Below are 18,031 nucleotides of genomic sequence, written 5' to 3'. Positions count from 1 at the left end.
GGAGCGGCGTAAAAAAGATTCGTAGTTCCGTGTGACTGAACTGTCATCAACCCCGGGACGGTTCCATCGGCGGGCCGGCTCCGCGAGCGGAACCGTTACCCGGGCTTACCGTGATAGCTCGTACATGTCCGAGTGGATCGGCAACGTCTTCGAGAGCGACGTCGGTTGGGACCACCTCGAGGCCCTAGTCGACGTGGGGAACCGCATGGCAGGCAGCGAGGGCGAACGCGAGGCCGCCGAACTGACCCGGGACGCGCTGGCCGACGCCGGCGCGCGAAACGCCCGCCTCGAGCCGTTCGAGATCCAGGGCTGGGAACGGGCAGACAGCGCGATCGAAGCGGGCGAGACGACCCAGGACTGCATCGCACTGCCGCGCAGCCCCGCGGACCGGGTCGACGCGCCGCTGGTCGATCTCGGCTACGGGCTGCCAGCCGACTTCGAGGAGGCCGACCTCGAGGGAACGATCGTCATGGTCCGCAGCGACGTGCCGGACTACTACGACCGGTATCTCCACCGCCGTGAGAAGTACTTCCACGCGATCGAGAACGGCGCGGTCGGGTTCGTCTACCGCAACCACGTCGAGGGCTGTCTGCCGCCGACCGGCAGCGTCGGCTGGACGGACCAGCCGATCGGGCCGATCCCGGCCGTCGGCGTCTCGAGCGAGGTCGGCGCGCGTCTGGCCCGTCGATTCGACGGCGACGAGATCACGCTGTCGGTCGGCGCCGAGATCCACGCCGCCGAGAGTCAGAACGTCCGCGCCGAACTCGGGCCGGACACCGACGAGCGCGTCCTGGTGACCAGCCACGTCGACGCCCACGACATCGCCGAGGGGGCGATGGACAACGGGGCCGGCACCGCGATGGTCGTCGAACTCGCGAACGCCCTCGCGGCCCGGGAGGCCGACCTCGAGACCCGCGTCGAGTTCGTCGCGTTCGGCGCGGAGGAGGTCGGACTGACCGGCTCCGAACGGTTCGCCGCGGCGGCCGATCCCGAGCGCATCAAAGCGGTCGTCAACAACGACGGCGTCGTCCGCGATCGGACGCTATCGATCGTCACCCACGGGTTCGGCGGCCTCCAGGCGGCCGCCAACGAGGTCGCGGACCGGTACGACCACCCGATCGAGACAGTCCCGACGCTTGGCCCCCACAGCGACCACTGGCCGTTCGTCGAGCGGGGCGTCCCCGGCTGTCACGTGAAAGCGAAGTCCGAGGGACCGGGTCGGGGCTGGGGACATACCTTCGCCGACACCATCGAGAAACTCGAGCCCAGAACCCTGCGCGAACAGGCGATCCTGCTGACCGCCTACGTGGTCGAACTCGCCCGCGAGGACGTGTCTGTCGAGGCCCGGGACACGGCCGCCATCGCCGCCGACCTCGAGTCACAGGGGCTTGCCGAGGGGATGAAGGTCACCGGCGACTGGCCCTACGACGGGTAGCCGCCCCCGCGGCCGGATCGGACCGCCCGGATCGACAACCGTACGCTTTTGAGCGGGCCGTGTGAACTGGCGCCCATGGATGCCGCGTGGAGCGCGGGCGACTCCCCCGTCGTCGGCGTCGTCGACCCCGAGGCCGACGGAACCGAGGGCGTCGAGGCCGGCCGCCTCGAGGGGGCGGTCGCCGACGCCGGTGGGACGGTCGTCGACGGCGGGCTCGAAGGGGTTCTCGCGGCCGACCCGTCGCTGCTCGTGACCCCCGGCGAAGCGGGGCTGTCGGCGCTCGCCCGCGCCGGCGTCGACACGCCGGTCCTCCCGGTCGGTCCGGTCTGTGGGATCGAGTCGGTCGACCGCGATCGACTGCTCGACGCGGTCCGACAGGCACTTCGGGGGACGGCGACCCGCCGCGAACGGCCGGTTCTCGAGGCCGCACTCGAATCGCGTTCCGGCGAGAGCGATCCGATCGCTCGAGAGCGCGCACTGTTCGACGTCACCCTGATCACCGACAAGCCGGCCCGCATCTCGGAGTACGGCGTTTACAGCCGTGGGTCGTCCGTTGCGACGTTTCGGGCCGACGGCGTCGTCGTGGCCACGCCGGCCGGCACCCACGGGTACGCCAGCGCCGTCGACGCACCGCAGCTATCGGCAGCCGTCGACGCCGTCGCGGTCGCTCCCATCGGCCCGTTCGTCACCCAGACCCGACGGTGGGTCCTGCCGAACGACGACCTGCGGTTCACGATCGAACGCGAGGCGTGTGACGTGCAACTCGTCGCCGACGGCGACGCCGTCGGAGCCGTCACCACCGACCGGCGGGTCACCGTCGCCGTTACCGACCGGCTGTCGACGCTCTCGGTACCGGAACGGCGTCTCGAGGACGACTGAAAGTGCGCGAAAAACGGCGTCGATCGCGGAGCGACGGACCGCACGGGAGCGCTACCCGTTGTACGGCTCCTCGTCGCGGTGGTTGTCCGGATTCTGGTTCTCGAGGGCGTCGTCCTCTCTGTCGACCGATCCCTCCTCGATGTCCTGCTCGCGCTCTCGTTCGGCCTCCCGCTCGCGGGCCTCTTTCTCCTCCTCAGTGAGCCCCTCCTCGTCGCGGGCCTCCTCGGGATCGGTCGCCTCGTGTTCCAGTTGGACATCGCGTCCGTGTTCGTCCTTGTCGGTGTCGTCGCGTTCCTCGGATGTGTCGGACATCGTGATCCCGTCCGGGGATACCCGCGGTCCCCGAAAAGACGTTGGGCTTGCGAAGGTCGGCGTCCCGGCCGGTTCCCGACAGCTGCCCGCGACGGGCCCGTTACCAGGGATCGCCGGAAGCGAGATCGATCTCACCGTCGCCTTTCTCCGAGGGGCAGACGTCCGCCAGCACGCAGTCGCCGCAGTCGGGGTTCTGTGCCGTACAGACCGCCCGTCCGTGATCGATACAGAGGTGGGTAAACTCCTGCCAGCTCTCCTCGGGGACGATCCCCATCAGATCCTCCTCGATCCGTTCGGGGTACTCCTCCTCGGTCAGGCCCAGCCGCCGGGAGAGCCGCTGGACGTGCGTGTCGACGACGATGCCCTCGACGATGTCGTGACCGTGCTGGAGGACGACGTTCGCCGTCTTCCGGCCCACGCCCGACAGCTCGATCAGCTCGTCCATCGTGTCCGGCACCTCGCCGTCGTGGTCCTCGAGGATCGTCTTGCAGGAACTCTTGATGTACCCCGCCTTGCTGTTGTAGTAGGTGATCGAGTTCAGGTCCTCGGCGAGTTCGTCCTGGTCGGCGTTCGCGTAGTCCTCGGGGCCGTCGTACTTCTCGAAGAGGTGTTTCGTCTCCTTGTTGACCCGTTCGTCCGTACACTGCGCCGAGAGGATCACCGCGATCAGCAGCTCGAGGCGGTTCGAGTACCGCAACGAGATCGTCGAGTCGGGGTATTCGTCCTCGAGGCGGTCGACCACTACCTCGGCTTGGGCCTGCGTCGAGTCCCGTGGCGTTCCCATAGGGCGTGGTTAGCGTCGGCTCGTTTCAGCGTTCGGGTTCGGGTCGGCGGATGCCGTGAGCTTTAAGCGGCCTTCAGCCACCTATCAGGGTATGAAAGCCACGGCCATGGCCCACCCCATCCAGGGGCTTGTCAAGTATCACGGGATGCGCGACGAGATCGAGCGGCTTCCCTATCACGACAGTATCAGCGTCTGTACGGCCCCCAGCCACACCCGCACGACCGTCGAGTTCTCGATGGACTACGACGAGGACACCTTCATCGTCGACGGCGAGGAACTCGAGGGGCGAGCGTACGAACGGGTCGAGGCCGTCGTCGAGAAGGCCCGCTCGAAGTCCGACGCCGCCCACACCGTCTACCCGGTCCGCCTCGAGAGCGAGAACAGCTTCCCGACGAACGTCGGGCTGGGGTCGTCCTCCTCGGGCTTTGCGGCCGCCGCGATGGCCTTGGCCGAGGCGGCCGAACTCGACGCCTCGAAGGGGGAGATCTCGACGATCGCCCGCGTCGGGTCGGCCTCGGCCGCGCGAGCGGTCACCGGCGCCTTCTCGCATCTCCGCACCGGGATGAACGACGAGGACTGTCGCTCCGAGCGGGTCCCCTCGAACCTCCACGAGGATCTCAAGATCATCGTTGGCCTCGTCCCGTACCACAAGGACACCGACGACGCCCACCGCGAGGCCGCCGACAGCCACATGTTCCAGGCCCGCAACGCCCACATCCACGAACAGATCGCGAAGATGCGTGACTCCCTGCGCAACGACGACTTCGAGGGCGTGTTCGAACGTGCCGAACACGACTCGCTGTCGCTGGCCGCGACGACCATGACCGGCCCGTCGGGCTGGGTCTACTGGCAGCCGGCCACGCTCGCGATCTTCAACACAGTCCGCGAACTCCGCGAGGAGGAGGACATCCCCGTCTACTTCTCGACGGACACCGGAGCCAGCGTCTACGTCAACACTACCGAGGAACACGCCGACGAGGTCGAGGAAGCCGTCGCCGACTGCGGCGTCTCCACCACCGTCTGGGACGTCGGCGGCCCCGCGAAACTCCTGGACGAGGACAAACACCTGTTCTGAGACGACGTTTTGTTTGGCGCACCCTCGGCAACAATTCGATCAAGAGCAGGTTAGGAACTCACGTCCAGCGGTCCAGCCCGGTCTGGGTGACGCTGTCCTCGATTCGCTCGAAGCCGCGTGCGACCTCGTCTTCGTCGACACCCCACTCGTCGGTAACGTACTCGCGGGCGGCGGCGAGATCCGGCTCGAGCGTCGTCTCGAACTCGTAGTCGTCGGTCACGTTGGGATCGCGGAATAGCTGTCTGACACGATCGCCGTGTTCGACGTGGTCGCCCCGGGCCTCGAGGACGGTCCAGAGATCGCCGTGTTCCGCGATCGCCGACAGCGCCGTCTTCGGGCCGATCCCCGACACCCCGTCGTTGAAGTCGGTCCCGATGAGGATCGCCGCGTCGATCAGCTGTTCAAGGGTCAGGTCGTGGCGCTTCAGCGTCGCCTCGAGATCCATCAGTTCGGGATCCCCCTTGCTGGTTAGCTGGCGCAGGGTCAGCGGCGCACCGAAGAGCAAGGCGTCGTAGTCCTCGGAGCCGACGTAGTCGGCGTCACCGCGTTTGACCATGTGGGCGGCCTGGGCCTCGCCCTCCGCCGGGGCCTCGACGATCGGCACGTCGAGCAGGCGGAGGAGCTCGCGGCTGGTCTCCTGAATCGTCGGCGTCAGCCGCTGGGTTCGGGACTCGAGTTGCGCGATAGCGACCGCGTCGCCCTCCTCGCGGGCGGTCTCGAGTTGTTCTTCGTAGCTGCGGCGCTGTTCGTGCCGGGACTCGATCTCGTCGTCTTTCAGCTCGGAGGGGCCGCCGTCGAAGACCATCACCGGCGTGATGTCGTGTTCGAAGAACTTCGGCAGTCCCTGCACGATCCCGACGAGGTTGGCGACCTCGGTCCCGTCGGCGGTCGTGTACTTCGTGCTGTCGGTCCATTTGACGGTCGTCGTCAGATAGCGATAGAGCCAGTTGTGCGCGTCGACGGCGACGACCCCCTCGATATCGTCGAAGGGGATCTCCTCGATCGCGGCGATCTCCCGGAGTGCAGCGTTTCCCATTGGCGGTAGTTGGGTCGACCGGGATTTGAATCGTCGGCTTCCGGACGGGGACTCGTGGCGGCGGTCGGGGACGTCCCGAGCGCGAGCGCCGTCGGGCACTACGCTTTTGCTTCTCGGTCCCGTTTTCGCCCAGAACATGGGCGCGGATCGCCGGGCCGACCGACGGACGGTGCTTCGGGGTATCGGGACAGCGGCCAGTGGTCTCTCGCTCGGCGGGTGTCTGGGCGAAACTCGAGAGGCGGCGGAGCCGGACCTGTTTCAAACGCCGGCGGCCGATGCATTCGAGGCGGTCGTCGATAGCATGCGACTCGAGGAGCGGCTGGCGGACGTCGCGCTGCTCGACATCCGGGCGGAAGACGCGTTCACCGAGGGTCACGTTGCGGGCGCGGGCCGGATCCCGCGGTCCGACTTGCTCGATACCCACTACGAGGAGACGCCCGACGGCTATCGGGCGTCGCCGGACGCGGTCGCGGACGCCATCGGGGCGGCCGGCATCGCGCCCGACGACGACGTCGTCGTCTACGGCGAGGGATCGAACCTCTGGGAGACCTACGCGATCTACACGCTCCGCGCGATCGGTCACGAGGGGCGCGTCTCCCTCCTGGACGGCGGGTACGCGGCCTGGACGGCGTCGAACGGCGAGACCGAAACTGGGGCAGCCGAAACGGCGACCCAGGAGTACGAACCCGACCTCGAGATGAACGTGATCGCGACGCGCGAGCGCGTCGCGGCGAACGTTCGCGAGGACGGCGCGGACGTACAACTCGTCGACAACCGGTCGCCGGCGGAGTACCGCGGGGAGGAGCGAGACGACGACGTCGACCGACACGGCCACATCACGGGTGCGGTCAACGTCGAGTTCACACAGAACCTCGTCGACGGGGGCGAGCGGTTGCGGTCGCCCGCGGACCTCGAGACGTTGTGGCTGGACGACGCCGGGCTCGATCCGAGCGAGGAGACGATCTCGTACTGTTCGACGGCCGTCCGCGGCTCCGTCGGCTGGTTCGTCATGGAACAACTCGGCTGGGACACCGTCCGGAACTACGAGGGCAGCTGGGAGGACTGGGGGACACTCTCGGACGCGGACGGCTACTACTACACGTCCGGTCCCGACGCGGGGACGGTCGTCGATACCTTCTCGTGATCGGGGCGCGGCCGTCCACTCACTCGTCGCTCGGATCGACGCCCGGCGGCTCGCCGTCGCGTCGTTCCGCGAGGAACCGTTCTTCCGCGTCGGAGAGGTCCCGATCGCGGTACTCCGCGAGGCCGGCCTGGTACCGCTCGCGGTCGGTCCACGTCGCGGTATCGGGATCGTCCGGCATCGGGTACTCGAGGATCAGTTCGGCGATGCCGGTCGTCTCGCCGGTGTAGACGAAGCCGGTCCGGTAGAGCGCCTCGTAGGCGAAGGGGTTGTTGACGGCGATCCGGAGTCGCTCGTAGCCTCGCTCGAGGGCCCGATCGCGGACCAGCCGACAGAGCGCGGGGCCGATCCCCTCGCCGCGACGGTCCCGATCGACGGTGACGTACCGTAGCCACAGCGTGTCGGCGTCAGTCCGGTCCTCGTTGAACGCGACGGCGGCGACGAGCCGGCCGTCGTCGGTACGGGCGACGGCCTTGCCCGTGTTCGTCATGACGAACTTGCCGGCGTAGCTGAACCGTTCGTGATCGAGCCGGAGTTTCGGGCCGTCGGGCGGCCAGCCGAGCAGGTCGTACTCCACGGTGTCGCTTCGCGGGGACCGCACAACAACCCTCGGAATCCGACGGTCCCTCGGCACGCGCGTCTCCCATCGGTTACGAAGGTGGGTTGGACCCGTTCCGATCGACCGGTCGGCCGGTCTCCTCGAACGAGCCGTTCACTCGCTTACTCAAAAAAAGCTTTCACGTGAAAACCGCACTACGTCAAGTGAGCGGGCGTGCTACCGGCGGTTAGAGGAACTCTCCATGGTCGACGATGCGTTCGATGCGCTGGCAGACGGTCACCGACGACGGTTGTTGCTCAGTCTCCTGGATCACAACCCGCAAGACGTCTCGACGGTCGACGGCATCCCCTGGGAGGTCGCTGAGATCGACGAGGGACTGACGCAGAAATACCACGTCCATCTCCCGAAACTGGCCGACTACGGTTACATCGAGTGGCACCGCGAGGCCGGAAACGTCGTCAAAGGGCCGCGGTTCGACGAGATACGTCCGCTGCTCGAGCTACTGGAGAACCATCGGGACGAACTCCCCGATGGATGGCCCTGAGAGCGACCGAAGCGGTTTCTTTCCTCCGGTCTCGCGACGCTGATTCCCCCCGGCGCGCCACACATACCAGTATGGGAACAGATGTCTTATCTAATAGTAATGGGTTTGAGCGGGTCGCTCGAACGAATGAAACGACACGCCCCGCCGTGGTTGGGCCGTAACGGGGCGCGCCAGCGAACTCTACCGGTCGTAGACTCAAGTAGCTTGTGTGATAATCTGGGTGAATCGGAGACTCCGTCTGAAACCACCGTTTTCGGCGGCTCGTATCAGTGATTGCAAGCCAGACACGAATCCTTTTCCCGCCGTCAGTTCCTATTGTACCTGTTCGGAACGCCGGACACGTGGTTGGGCCATGACACAGGACAATCTTACGAACGAGGCGGTCAGTCTACTCCAGGATCTCGGGCTTCAGGAGTACGAAGCGCGGTGTTTTCTGGCGCTGACGCGGTTACCCAGCGGTACGGCCAAAGAAATACACGAGATCTCGGAGGTCCCCCGAACGCGGGTCTACGACGCCATTCGGGTACTCGAATCACAGGGACTGGTCGAGGTACAACACTCGAGCCCCCAGCAGTTCCGGGCGGTCGGTATCGATGAGGCCACGCGGACGCTCCGACAGAAGTACGACGACCGGATCGACACCCTCGAGTCATATCTCGAAACCGTCGAACACCGGGAGACCGAACCCGACGACGACCGGATGCAGGAGGTGTGGTCACTGACCGGACGCGACGCGATCGAATCGCGGACGTTCGATCTGCTCGCGGAGGCCGACAGCGAGATCGCGCTGGTCGTCGCCGACGAAACCTTCCTCTCGGACGAGGTCTACGAGACGTTACACGGCGCGGTCGATCGAGACGTCTCGGTCGTCCTCGGCGGTCGGACCGAGGAGATCACCTCGCGGCTGGAGACGGAGCTGCCGGCCGCCAGCGTGTTCGAGACGAACCTCGATTTCCTCATCGGTTCGATGACCGACCACGAGGTCGCGATCAGTCGCATCCTGCTCGTCGATCGGGAGACGTTGCTGATCGGGTCGTACTATCCCGACAGCGAGGACCCGACCGAGCAGGCGATCTTCGCCAGCGGCCTCGAGAACGGGATCGTCGTGTTGCTCCGCCGGTTGATCTCGTCGGGGCTGGCCGCCGTCGAGGACCCGGAGCCGTAACCGAAAGCGAGCGACGATTACTCGGCGGCCACTGTCAGTTCGGCACCGTCGATCCGAATCCGATACTCCGCCATGGAAAACGACACAGCGACTCGCTCGCCGTCGACGAGCGCGTCCAGCGCACCGGGATCGACGTACGAGTACAGCGTCGTCCCGGCGGTCGTCGGGAGGTCGATCGGATCGACGTTCTCAATGTCGGCGATGGCGGTCACGATAGCGATGCTCGGCGGTGTCTCCGACCAGTCGAACTCACGTCGTACGATCACGTCGTCCACGCAGGGATCACCGGTACGGTAAACCCACGACGACGCGGAGGGGTATATAACCGTTGTGAGAACTCGGGTCACAGTCTACGCCCGATTTCGGCAGCGCTGTCGCTATCGGGCCGAGTCGGTCGGCAGCACCCACTGTCTATCGATGACTCTCGAGGGTAAGGGTGTCGAAGAAACGAAGTCACGCGACGTCGCCGTAAGACGACGGTGCGAACCCGTGTTAGTTACGAACGACGTTCGTCGCTCGCGGGCCCTTGGGGGCCTGCTCGATGTCGAACTCGATGTCTGTGCCTTCTTCGAGGTCCGGACCGCCAACGTCCTCCATGTGGAAGAAAACGTCCTCGTCCGCGTCGTCAGTCTCGATGAAACCGTAACCGCCCGTGTCGTTGAAGAAATCAACCGTTCCGTTTGCCATTGCGATTAGACGAAAGTCCGATACACGGATAAGTGTTCTGCATCTGTTTTCCAAAATCCATCTCGAGTAGACGAGTGTTTAGAATAGTATGGTCTGTCTGTATTTTCGTCTACTACTCGTATTTGTGTCCGAATAACCGACTGCACCGTCAGAATGATCTGTTGTCTCCGCCGTATCGACACTTCTGGACCGCTCGGTCCGCCATCGCTCGAGCCACCCCGCGACCGACGACGGTCGGTCCGGCCTGTCACCGTCTCGAGTCATCGCACAGCGTCCTGCAAACGGGGCCGAGTACTGCTGTCTCTCACGAGTTCGTAACTATGGCCTCGACGCGTTGTTCCCGTCGTCTGCTCGTCGAAAAGTGCGCGGACCGGGATTTGAACCCGACTGCGAGACGGTCGCTCACGACGTTCGCGCTGCGACTCGCGTGCTTCAAATCCCGCTTCCGATTGCTGTCGCTCGCGAGTTTGCTCACGACAGTAGCGCAGATCAAAGATTTGCTGACCTGCGAATCACAGATTCGCAGACAGTGCGCGGACCGGGATTTGAACCCGGGCCATGAGCTTGGAAGGCTCAGGTCCTACCACTAGACCATCCGCGCGCATCACCGGCTTTTCGGTCCACGTTTAAGGCTCTTCCTTTTCTGTGTCGCCGCCCGCTCGCGATCACGGTCGCCGAGGGGAAAAACAGGAGATCGGTACTCAGCGATCAGCGGGCTACCGGGCGGTCCACACCGCGGGTCGGCCGGCGGTTACCGCTCGAGCAGCGCGCCCGAGGAGCCGACGGCGATGTCGACGTCACCGGTGGCGACGGCACGGAGGTTCTCACCGACCGGCGTCGTGTTCCGGGTCCACTTGTCGTCCTCGAGTTCGAACACCGCGCCACCGCTGCCGACGGTGTAGCCCGTGCCGGCCTCGGTTTCGATGTCGAAGAGGGCGGCGTCGCCGAGGCTCTCGGGGATCCAGCGGCTGCCGGTGTAGTCGAAGACGGACGCGTTACCGCCGCTGACGTAGACGTCGTCTTCGGCGTCGCTGTCGAGGCCGTAGTAGGTGACGCCGGCGTCCTCAATGCCGATCGGGTTCCAGGTGACGCCGTCGTCGGTGGCGAAGACCTTCCCGTTGGTGTCGATGACGTGGCCCGCGCCGTCGGCGTAGAACTCGATCGCGTTCAGCCCGGAGCCGCTGCCCGGCACTACGTAGTTCCAGGTGCCCTCCTTACCGTTGTCGAAGCTGTAGTGGATCGATCCGGAGTCGTCGGCCACGTAGACGTCGGCCTCACCGGCGGGACCGGTGACGGAGACGTCGTTGAAGTTCGCCGTGTAATCGTTGGGCGCCGAGCGGTCGACCAGGTTCCCGGTCGTTACGTCGTACTCGCCGATCGCACCACTCGAGCCGACGACCCAGAGCCGCTTGCCGTCGTCGGTGGTGTCGACCCCGTAGAGGTCGTTCCCGTTGCCGGTCGGGCCGCCCTGCAGGACGACCTCCCAGCCGGTGGCGGTGCGTTCGATCACCAGCCCACCGCCCGCGACCGCGTGCGGGTTGGTGGCCGTATAGGCGACGTCGTGGAGGGTGCTATCGACCGGCGTCTCGACGACGGTCCACCCGTCGTCACTCTCGGCGGCGGCAGCCGTCGCGGGGACGGTGGCTGCGGCAAGCGATGCGCCTGCGACCTTCAGCGCCGAACGTCGAGTCAAGCGCGTCATAGCGCATTCCGGTCTGGTGGACGAGACCATCATAAAAGCCGGACGTTCTTCAGATCGTTAGCGTCTATTCCGGACCTTTTACTCGATTTCAAACCGTTTTCATCGAGTGGGACTGAGCCCGATATCTACGGATTCGACCGGCTAAAATAGCGAGTCGGATCGCTTGTGGAATCACCTGTCACGGGAACAAATACCACCATAGCCACCGGGCGACCGTCGGCCGAACGATCCCTCTCGAAACCGAATTCCGGGTACGGTCGCGCTATCCCGACTGGCCCGCGCCCGCAACCGTGGCATAACAGTTCCCGCTCGAGAGTTCCCACTCCCGGAGCGTGAGGTCGCTGGCAGCGAGGTCGGCCTCGAACTCCTCGGGCGCGTAAATATGATAGAACCGATCGACCGGATCGCCGCCGGGGAGGGTCCACTCGACGGTCGTATCGAACCCCTCAGTCGCATCGAACCGGTCGTGAGCGGTCGACCACGCACTGACCAACGCACGACCGTCCGGGGACAACACGCGGGCGAGTTCGTCGAGGCTTGCCAGCCGCGCCGCTCGCGTCGGCAGGTGATGCAGCGTCGCGACGTAGACCGCTAGGTCGACGCCGTCGTCAGTGAGCGGCAGCGCGGCCGCGTCTCCCTGCACCAACTCAACGTCGAACCTCCGCTCGAGGGCGCGTTCCCGACCCGTCTCGAGCAGGCCACGGCTCACGTCGAGGCCAACGACGGACCCGCACTCCGCTGCGAGCAGTTCGGCGTGGCGACAGTTGCCACACCCCAGGTCGAGCCCGACCGCATCGAAGCCCCGATCGGTCGCGTGGGACGCGACGAACGATTCGACCTCCGGCCACGCGTACTCGCGCGTGGACGCGAAGTGGGTCGCAATCCGGTCGTACGTCTCCCGGACATCGCCGCGTTTCACATCACTTTCGTCCCGACGCTGCGTTCGGTCCCGGTTCCCGGCCATCCGTTGGCTCTCGTCTCGGGACGGTCAAAAAGCGTTCGCCACCGCGAGCAACGGTACGGGCTGCCCGTGTCGCCCCGACGAATGTGTATCCGTGACGGGCCTCGATGAATTCGAGGGGTTTATCTATTCCCGACGGGAACTGGAGAATGCGCTCGAGGGCTCGTAGATCAGGGGTAGATCACTCCCTTGGCATGGGAGAGGCCCCGGGTTCAAATCCCGGCGAGTCCACTCGAAATTTTCCGCCGTGATCAGGGAACGACGCTCGAGCGACGCTTCCCCGAACGCGCCTGAATCGTACCGCCGAGAGACGCCCGGAACGAGACGCGATCGCTCACCGATTCAATTGCCTCGAGTCGGAGAGTAATACAGCGCGAAGACCTCTCGTTGCGTCGCAATCGACCAGCGATCAATTGTTCGAACGGCTTCGATCTCGAGTCGTCGCGATCGCGGATTCCGAACGCGGCTCACTCGCTGCCGAACTCGCGTCGTACGGTCTCGCGTTCGGTCGCCGAGAGGCCGTACAACGCACTGACTCGCTCGTCGATCCGTCGGTCGAGCGCCTCGAGTCGTGCGTCCAACGCCGCCACACGCTCCCGTGCCTCACGATAGGCCGCGAGTCCGTCGGCGACGTCCTCGAGTCGGGGCAGGGCCAGCGACTCGAGTCGGTCGAGCGGGGAGAGCGTCTTCGTCGCGTCGCGTCTGCAACCCGCGGCCCCGTGGCCAGCCGAGACCGCGTGGGGGACGAACGCCGCGAGCAGCGCCGCCCGGTCGTCGTCGGGATCGGTGACCTCGAGTGCAGGGATGGGATCGGTTTCGGCGTATCCCCAGCGGTCGGTATCGACGGCAGCGTCGTCGGGCTTGTACCGGACGGTCGCCGAGAGTCGGAACGTCGTGCCGTCGTCGACGGCGACGGAGCCGAGTTTCAGGGTCGGACGATCGGTCGTCGTCGCCACGAGGGGAGTCGTCGCTACGCCGTCAGCTCGACGGACGATGGGGAGATCGCCGACCGACGGACCATCTCGGTAGTCGCCGAGGTAGTCGGGAAGCGCCAGCGAGAGGGTGGATCGCTCGGCGGTCAGCGAGCGCCGTTCGTCGACGGCTGCGACGAGTTCCGGATCGGGAGCGTCGGCCATCGGGACGGGCAACGACTCGACGGTGGACTGGTTGAGCTGGGGGAAGACGGCACGATAGGCGGCGTGTTTGTAGTGGTGATAGAAGGCGAGTACCGACGAGTTCAGGACGCCGAGCAGGTGTTTCAGCGCGGCCGCCGATCCCGACTCGAGCCGGACGTTGTATACCGACTTGATCGTGGCGAGGCCGTCGGCGTCGTAGGCGGCGACGAGGGCGTCGCCGGTCTGTCTGAGGAGGAGTTTTGGGCTCTCGTACTGTCGCTCGGCTTTCGCCACGTCGGCCGGGTCGACGTATCGGAGTTCGTCCGCGTCGAGTCCGTACCGGCGGATCGCCGCGCCAGGCGCGATCGGGCGGCGGTTTGCCCCCGGGCTGTCGGCGAGGGAATCGGCGCGCTTGCCGATCTCTTCGCCGCGGGAGATGTCGATGAACGACCCCAGAGCCGGCCGTTCCTCGAGCGTCGACAGCACGCGTCGCGTCTCGGCGTCCAGATAGATGCGAAACCGGGCGGCGTCCTGAGACTCGAAGACCGAGGCGGGGATCGATTTGTAGGACAGCGCGTCGAGGTCACCGACGTCGGTCGTATCGGCACAGTCGACCGTGACGTCGCCGTCGCTGGAGGTATCGCCGCCGCTGACGACGATCGCCGCGCCCGTTTCGACGCCGTCGAACGCCGCGCCGACGCGGACGATCGTCGACGGCGGGGCGTTCGTCAGGAGAAACGCCCTGAGTGGCGCGTTGCCCTCGCGGGTGAGGATCGAGTCGGGGACGACGAATCCGACGCGCCCGTCCGTCGACAGGCGGACCGCCCGTTCGTAGCAGGCGACGTAGAGGTCGAACTGGTTCTCGGTCGTGACGAACGCGTCCGCGAGGTACGAGCGGAGCGCGGGCTCGAGCGACGCGCTGATGTCGGCCCGGCCCGCGGTCGCGACCCAAGGCGGGTTGCCGACGACCGCGTCGAAGCCGCCCGCTTCGAGCGGGCGGCCGGCCGGGTCGTAGAACCGTTCGGGAAACGACAGCCGCCAGTGGAGGAAGCCGTTGGCCGCGGCTGCCCGCTGTGCGGCGGTGAACCAGTCGGTCCGCGCGAGGTGATCCCACGCTTCGTCCCCGTCGCCGTCGAGCGCGGCCAGCAGCCGATCGACCGCGTCGTCGGGGGCCGACTCGAGGCCGAACGCGCGGGCGGTCCGAACGTTCGCGACCGCCTCGAGTCGCCGGCAGTGGGGATCGCGTTCAAACGAGCGGACGCCGGCCGCCAGTTCCGCGGGAGCGGCTGGCGGGTCGGCCTCGAGGGCGATGCGATCCCGAACGAGAGACGAGAGGTCGACGGATGCCTCGGTCCAATCGATCGGATCGTCCCGTCCCGTCGCCGTCGTTCCGAGCGGGTCGCGGTCGCTGCCGACCAATGTGTTCCCGGCCCGGAAATGACCACTGAGGGCCACGGGCGGCCGGTCGGCGGTCAGCGTCCGGAGCCGGAGCGACGCGGTCGCCAGTTCCACCGCGAGGGGGCGGCGATCGACCCCGTAGACGCAGTGCTGGACGACCCGTCGGCGGGCCCAGTCGGCGTCGCGCTCGGAGGCGAGGGACTCGAGTCCACGCTCGCGGGCCTGTCGTTCCTGTGCGGCGACCAGGTCCCGGGTGAGCGCGTCGACGACTGCGGTCAGGAAGCGGCCGCTGCCCATCGCGGGGTCGAGGACGGCGAGATCGAACACGCGGTCGGCGACCCGGTCCGCGACCGGCGCGTCCGTCTCGGGGTCGTGATCGGTGAGGTCGGCGCGGATCTCGGACAGGAGCGGCCCGACGATCCGATCGACGATGTACTCGACCATGGACGGCGGCGTGTAGTACGAGCCCGAGGTCTTCCGGTGACTCCCGTCGGCGGCGAGATACGGCTTCCCCCGGTCGACGGCGACGGGGCCCCCGTCGGCCGGGACGTACTCGCCGTCGGCGGTCGCGAGCGGTTCGTCGGCGACCTTGAGGCGCGCCTCGAGCAACCGTTCGTAAACGCGTCCGAGGTCGCGGACGTCGAGCGACGTGGGGACGAACACGAGCCGTCCGTCCCCGTCCCGTCGGGCGAGCAATTCGAGCGCGTGCGACAGGCTGTCGTCGTCGACGCCGTGTGCAGCGAGAAAGCACAATGCGGGGCTCGAGCGCTCGTCGACGGACCGACTGCTGGAGACGCCAGCCGACCGTTCGAGCCGATCCTCGAGGCGCGCCCAAGCGTCGGTCCCGTCGACATCGTCAGACTCGTTTGACTCGTCGGGGCCGAGCGCGATCGAGCGCATGCACGACCGCAGTCCGCCGCCGTCGGACCGCTCGGTCGCGCTCGAGCGCGTCCGTTCCCGCTCGACCACCGCGCCGATCAGCAGCCGATAGACGGCGGTGAGGGAGGCCTCGAAGAGGAGGTCGCGGTCGCTCTCGTCGAGCGTGTCCCGCTCGAGGTCGGTGTCGGGCGACGCGAGAAAGCCGTCGGCGACAACGGCGACGGCCTCGGCGACGTTCACTCGGAGGTCGTCTCGGAGCGTCTGCGCGTGGGCGGCCGACCGTTCGGCGGCGCGATCGAGGAAACAGTCGCCGTCGGCGTCGGGACTGACGGCCTCGCGACGGAAGAAACAGTAAAAGTACCTGAAAGCCTCACGGTCGCCGGCCTCGAGGATCGCGGAAAGGTCGACTTCGTAGTACGAATCCAGCCGGCCGCTGGTCGAGGCGTCGTAGAGCCGCCATCGCCGGCCGTTCGTCAGGATGCCCCAGCGAACGTCGTTCTCCTGTACGGCAACGTGGAGCCTATGAGTGGGGTTCTCGGCGGGCCGATCGTCCCCCGCGGCCCCGCGCCCGTCGAGGGCTCGGCCCCACGACCTGACGTCGGCGATCGCGACGGCCGCGTCCGGGACCTCGCTCGCGGCCGCGTTCGAATCGTCACGATCTGGACGGTCGGTTCGTGCCGTGCGCTCGGCCCCGGCGTCGCCCGCCAGAACCGCGTAATCCGGCCGACTTCTCGGTGGCCCGGTCGACTCGACCGGGACGACCGACAGTCCAAGAGTCCGGAACGCCGGGCGAACGAATCGCTCCTCGATGGCGTCGGTCGCCGCCGAGTCACGGACCCGATCCCAACAGCGGCGCAGTTCGTCGAACGTCTCGCGGCAGTCGGCGTCGTCGATCGCGGCCCACTCGTCGGTCTCCGGGAGCCGCCGCTCGAGGAAGGCGCTCGAGAACGGGCCGTGAACGGCGCGAACGTGTGGCGACTGCATAGCTGTGTGGACAGCTCGCGGGCCGGGCGGGCCGGCGGGACGCGAGGAGCCGATAGCGATCGGGCGGCTCCGGTGCTGTGTCCCTTCCCAAGTCAGGCCCGCGACACATAGGTTTTCCTCAGTCTCCGACGATTCGAGACGACGACCCGGCCGCGTCATCGATCACCGCGCGGATACCGATCCGACGCGGCGGCGGGCGTCCGGCGCTCGAGCAAGTCCAGCACGGGTTCGCTCGCGGCGAGGCGGATCCCGAGTCGAGTGAGTCGGTCCCGGATCGTCGCGGGGACGAGGGTGCCGTACAGCGAGCCCAGCAGCGGGACCGGTCCGACGCGGTAGTGCGTGTCGGGAGTTCGAGCGGTCGCGGCCTCTCGGACCGTCTCGGCGACCCGCTCGGGCTCGTTGACGAACGGCCCGCCGCCTTCGACGGCTCGGAGCCGATCGAGGACCCGATAGAGGTCGGTGTTCCCGTCCGATCCGACGACGGTCACGTTCCTGCGCGCCGCGGTCGTGGGGTCGCGATCGGGGGTCGCCCCGTCGGCGCCGGGTCGCGGCGACTCCGCGCTCGCGGCCGCGTCCTCGACGGCTGCCAGCGCGCGGTCGTAGAACGGCGTCGCGACGATCCCCGGCTGGACGACGACGACCGCGATCTCGGTCTCCGACAACTCCTGTCGAAGCGCGTCGCTGAGACTCGCCAGCGCCCACTTCGAGGCCGTGTAACCGCCGATGCCCGCCAGTGCGAGCCGGTCCGCGGCGCTGGTCACGTTCACGATCCGGCCGCGACCCCGTTCGCGCATGCCCGGCAACACCGCGCGGATCAGTCGGTGGGGCCCGAAACAGTGGACCGCGAACTGGCGCTCGAGCAGGCGCGTCGGCACGTCCTCCACGGGCCCGAACTGCCCGTAGCCCGCGTTGTTAACCAGACAGTCGACGCCGCCGGCCTCCTCGCGGATCCGCGAGACGACGCGCTTGGGCGCCTCGGGCTCGGTGAGATCGAGCGCCGCGATGTCGGCCCCGCGGTCCGCCAGTCGTTCGAGGCCCGGCCGGTCGCGATCGCGGGCGGTCGCGTAGACGCGCCACCCCTCGTCCAGCAGGGCGCGGGCGGTTTCGTAGCCGATCCCGGACGAACAGCCGGTCACGAGTGCAGTCGATGGCATGCGAGCGCCTACGACGGCCCGAAAGAAGGGGTTCCGCGTCGGCCGATCGAACGGACCGTCACGGGAACCGACGGGTCCGGGCGTAGCGGGCGTTATCGGCCCGGCGGACCGGCGCCGTCGGGCGGACCGCGGTCACCGCCGGGTGGTCCGGACCCGTCCGGTGGGCCACGCTCGGTGCCGTCGGGCGGTCCCGGACCGTCGCCGGCCGGCGGCCCGCGGTC

Annotated in this window: 16 protein-coding genes and 2 tRNA genes; 7 read left to right on the top strand and 11 right to left on the bottom strand. The window is 67.3% G+C overall.

The features are described 5' to 3' along the window. Positions 1-124: 124 nt before the first annotated feature. Both ACSBP4_RS18505 and ACSBP4_RS18500 read left to right on the top strand, forming a co-directional pair. On the top strand, positions 125-1,435 hold the full coding sequence (locus tag ACSBP4_RS18505; protein ID WP_435553094.1) for a M28 family peptidase: 1,311 nt from the start codon (positions 125-127) through the stop codon (positions 1,433-1,435). 75 nt (positions 1,436-1,510) lie between these two features. Continuing rightward, complete coding sequence (locus tag ACSBP4_RS18500) at positions 1,511-2,314, top strand: NAD(+)/NADH kinase (RefSeq protein WP_435553093.1); 804 nt, start codon at positions 1,511-1,513, stop codon at positions 2,312-2,314. A 51-nt stretch (positions 2,315-2,365) separates the two neighbouring features. On the opposite strand, the gene ACSBP4_RS18495 is transcribed toward ACSBP4_RS18500, so the two are convergent. Continuing rightward, a complete protein-coding gene (locus ACSBP4_RS18495) occupies positions 2,366-2,626 on the bottom strand; it encodes a hypothetical protein (protein WP_049964608.1) in 261 nt (86 codons plus the stop codon). 100 nt (positions 2,627-2,726) lie between these two features. After that, a complete protein-coding gene (gene nth, locus ACSBP4_RS18490; RefSeq protein ID WP_435553092.1) occupies positions 2,727-3,410 on the bottom strand; it encodes an endonuclease III in 684 nt (227 codons plus the stop codon). A 91-nt stretch (positions 3,411-3,501) separates the two neighbouring features. Here nth and mvaD point away from each other — a divergent pair, with 91 nt between their 5' ends. Then, positions 3,502-4,485, top strand: a complete 984-nt coding sequence (gene mvaD, locus ACSBP4_RS18485; RefSeq protein ID WP_006649174.1) for a phosphomevalonate decarboxylase MvaD — start codon at positions 3,502-3,504, stop codon at positions 4,483-4,485. 58 nt (positions 4,486-4,543) lie between these two features. Here mvaD and fen read toward each other — a convergent pair whose 3' ends face one another. Then, entirely contained in the window at positions 4,544-5,521 is a 978-nt protein-coding gene (gene fen, locus ACSBP4_RS18480; RefSeq protein WP_435553091.1) for a flap endonuclease-1, read from the bottom strand. Positions 5,522-5,657: 136 nt separating this feature from the next. Here fen and ACSBP4_RS18475 point away from each other — a divergent pair, with 136 nt between their 5' ends. Then, positions 5,658-6,665: a sulfurtransferase gene (locus tag ACSBP4_RS18475; protein WP_435553090.1), complete on the top strand. Its 1,008-nt coding sequence runs from the start codon at positions 5,658-5,660 to the stop codon at positions 6,663-6,665. A 19-nt stretch (positions 6,666-6,684) separates the two neighbouring features. On the opposite strand, the gene ACSBP4_RS18470 is transcribed toward ACSBP4_RS18475, so the two are convergent. Then, positions 6,685-7,239 (bottom strand): GNAT family N-acetyltransferase, encoded by a 555-nt coding sequence (locus ACSBP4_RS18470; RefSeq protein WP_435553089.1) that lies wholly within the window; start codon positions 7,237-7,239, stop codon positions 6,685-6,687. Positions 7,240-7,462: 223 nt separating this feature from the next. Between ACSBP4_RS18470 and ACSBP4_RS18465 the strand changes: the two genes are divergently transcribed. After that, positions 7,463-7,765: a hypothetical protein gene (locus ACSBP4_RS18465; RefSeq protein ID WP_049964614.1), complete on the top strand. Its 303-nt coding sequence runs from the start codon at positions 7,463-7,465 to the stop codon at positions 7,763-7,765. A 352-nt stretch (positions 7,766-8,117) separates the two neighbouring features. Next, positions 8,118-8,930, top strand: coding sequence for a TrmB family transcriptional regulator (locus tag ACSBP4_RS18460; protein WP_049964615.1), 813 nt, complete (start codon positions 8,118-8,120; stop codon positions 8,928-8,930). Positions 8,931-8,947: 17 nt separating this feature from the next. Here ACSBP4_RS18460 and ACSBP4_RS18455 read toward each other — a convergent pair whose 3' ends face one another. The 5 genes from ACSBP4_RS18455 to ACSBP4_RS18435 form a co-directional block, all read right to left on the bottom strand. Continuing rightward, on the bottom strand, positions 8,948-9,205 hold the full coding sequence (locus ACSBP4_RS18455) for a HalOD1 output domain-containing protein (RefSeq protein ID WP_049964616.1): 258 nt from the start codon (positions 9,203-9,205) through the stop codon (positions 8,948-8,950). A gap of 217 nt (positions 9,206-9,422) precedes the next feature. After that, positions 9,423-9,617, bottom strand: a complete 195-nt coding sequence (locus ACSBP4_RS18450) for a cold-shock protein (protein ID WP_006181985.1) — start codon at positions 9,615-9,617, stop codon at positions 9,423-9,425. Positions 9,618-10,147: 530 nt separating this feature from the next. After that, positions 10,148-10,218 (bottom strand) — tRNA-Gly (locus ACSBP4_RS18445). Between the two features lie 150 nt (positions 10,219-10,368). Further along, positions 10,369-11,319, bottom strand: a complete 951-nt coding sequence (locus ACSBP4_RS18440; protein WP_006649182.1) for a WD40/YVTN/BNR-like repeat-containing protein — start codon at positions 11,317-11,319, stop codon at positions 10,369-10,371. Between the two features lie 262 nt (positions 11,320-11,581). Beyond that, positions 11,582-12,283 (bottom strand): class I SAM-dependent methyltransferase, encoded by a 702-nt coding sequence (locus ACSBP4_RS18435; RefSeq protein WP_049964631.1) that lies wholly within the window; start codon positions 12,281-12,283, stop codon positions 11,582-11,584. A gap of 156 nt (positions 12,284-12,439) precedes the next feature. Between ACSBP4_RS18435 and ACSBP4_RS18430 the strand changes: the two genes are divergently transcribed. Continuing rightward, a tRNA-Ala gene (locus ACSBP4_RS18430) sits at positions 12,440-12,511 on the top strand. Positions 12,512-12,747: 236 nt separating this feature from the next. On the opposite strand, the gene ACSBP4_RS18425 is transcribed toward ACSBP4_RS18430, so the two are convergent. Next, complete coding sequence (locus ACSBP4_RS18425; RefSeq protein WP_435553088.1) at positions 12,748-16,656, bottom strand: Eco57I restriction-modification methylase domain-containing protein; 3,909 nt, start codon at positions 16,654-16,656, stop codon at positions 12,748-12,750. Positions 16,657-16,811: 155 nt separating this feature from the next. Continuing rightward, positions 16,812-17,810: an SDR family oxidoreductase gene (locus ACSBP4_RS18420; protein WP_435553087.1), complete on the bottom strand. Its 999-nt coding sequence runs from the start codon at positions 17,808-17,810 to the stop codon at positions 16,812-16,814. Positions 17,811-18,031: the final 221 nt, after the last annotated feature.

It is taken from the genome of Natrinema sp. CGMCC1.2065 (assembly GCF_051225675.1).
Taxonomy (GTDB): domain Archaea; phylum Halobacteriota; class Halobacteria; order Halobacteriales; family Natrialbaceae; genus Natrinema; species Natrinema thermotolerans.
Note: the sequence above shows the minus strand (reverse complement) of the source record. Positions and strands in the feature narration are given on the sequence as shown.